This is a genomic window from Xanthomonas sp. SHU 166 (genome assembly GCF_000364685.1).
GTDB lineage: Bacteria > Pseudomonadota > Gammaproteobacteria > Xanthomonadales > Xanthomonadaceae > Xanthomonas_A > Xanthomonas_A sontii.
Genome location: NZ_AQOJ01000520.1, coordinates 1 through 1,694, shown reverse-complemented (window position 1 = coordinate 1,694; position 1,694 = coordinate 1). Strand labels below are relative to the sequence as shown.

Sequence of the window (1,694 nt, the reverse complement as noted above, 5' to 3'; positions counted from 1 at the left end):
AGCCGATGAAGCACCAGTACGACTTCGACAGCGCCACCGTGGTCGGCTTCCTGCGCCAGCATGGCCTGGACCAGGACTTCAAGCTCAACATCGAGGCCAACCACGCCACCCTGTCCGGGCACAGCTTCGAACACGACCTGCAGGTGGCCAGCGATGCCGGCCTGCTCGGCAGCATCGATGCCAACCGCGGCAATCCGCAGAACGGCTGGGACACCGACCAGTTCCCGGTCGATCTCTACGACACCGTGGGCGCGATGCTGGTGGTGCTGCGGCAGGGCGGGCTGGCCCCGGGCGGGCTCAACTTCGACGCCAAGGTGCGCCGCGAGTCGTCCGATCCGCAGGACCTGTTCATCGCCCACATCGGCGGCATGGACGCGTTCGCGCGCGGTCTCGAAGTCGCCCACGCGCTGCTTACCGCCTCGCCGCTGGAGCAGTGGCGCCGCGAGCGCTACGCCAGCTTCGACAGCGGCGCCGGCGCGGCCTTCGCCGCCGGCACGAGCACGCTGGCCGACCTCGCCACGCATGCCGCGCAGGCCGGCGAGCCGACACAGCGCAGCGGCCGCCAGGAAGCCTACGAGAACCTGATCAACCAGTACCTGCTGCGCTGAACCGGTGTGCGGCGGCGGCCCGGTGCCGCCGCCGCGCATGCTCCTTCCCGCGCGCCGGCCGTCTCCCTCTTGCACGCCACCAGGTGAACCCATGTCCAGTGTTCCGATCGATCGCCACGCCGATGCCGGCGAGAACACCCGCCTCATCATCCTGATCAGCTGCGTCGCCACCATCGGCGGCTTCCTGTTCGGCTTCGACAGCGGCGTCATCAACGGTACCGTCGATGGCCTCAAGCAGACCTTCCAGTCCAGTTCCGCCGGCACTGGCTTCGAGGTCGCCTCGATGCTGCTGGGCTGCGCGATCGGTGCGTTCCTGGCCGGCTCGCTGGCCGATCGCTGGGGCCGGCGCACGGTGCTGATCGTCTCGGCTGCGCTGTTCCTGCTGTCGGCGTTGGGCGCCGGCGCGGCGCACAACTCGGCGGTGTTCGTGCTGGCGCGGATGATGGGCGGGTTCGCGGTGGGCGCGGCCAGCGTGATGTCGCCGGCCTACATCGCCGAGGTCGCCTCGGCGCGCTACCGCGGGCGCCTGGCCACGGTGCAGCAGATCGCCATCATCGGCGGGCTGTTCTGCGCCTTCCTCAGCAACTATCTGCTGGCCAAGGCCGCCGGCGCGTCCACCGAGGCGCTGTGGCTGGGGCAGCCGGCCTGGCGCTGGATGTTCTGGATGCAGGCGCTGCCGTCCACCGCGTTCCTGCTGCTGTTGCTGGCGATTCCGGAGAGCCCGCGCTTCCTGGTGGCGCGGGGCCGCCGCGAGCAGGCGCTGGCGGTGCTGACCCGGCTGTACGGCGCCAACACGGCGCAGACCAAGCTGACCGAAATCTCCGCCTCGCTGTCGGCCGACCAGCACACGCCGCGGCTGTCGGACCTGGTCAGCAAGGTCACCGGCAAGATCCGCCCGATCGTGTGGATCGGCATCGGCCTGGCCACCTTCCAGCAACTGGTCGGCATCAACGTGGTGTTCTACTACGGCGCGGTGCTGTGGCAGGCGGTGGGTTTCTCCGAGAGCGATGCGTTGTTGATCAACGTGCTGTCCGGTGCGTTGAGCATCGGTGCCTGTCTGATCACCGTGGTGTTGATCGACCGGGT

Annotated in this window: 1 protein-coding gene and 1 pseudogene; both read left to right on the top strand. The window is 69.3% G+C overall.

What is annotated here, in order from left to right; genetic code table 11:
• Nucleotides 1-608 (top strand): annotated as a pseudogene (locus D180_RS13190) (xylose isomerase); the annotation flags it as partial.
• Between the two features lie 91 nt (nucleotides 609-699).
• Nucleotides 700-1,694, top strand: a 995-nt coding sequence (locus D180_RS13185) for an MFS transporter (RefSeq protein ID WP_017913153.1), incomplete at its 3' end; no start/stop codon positions are given.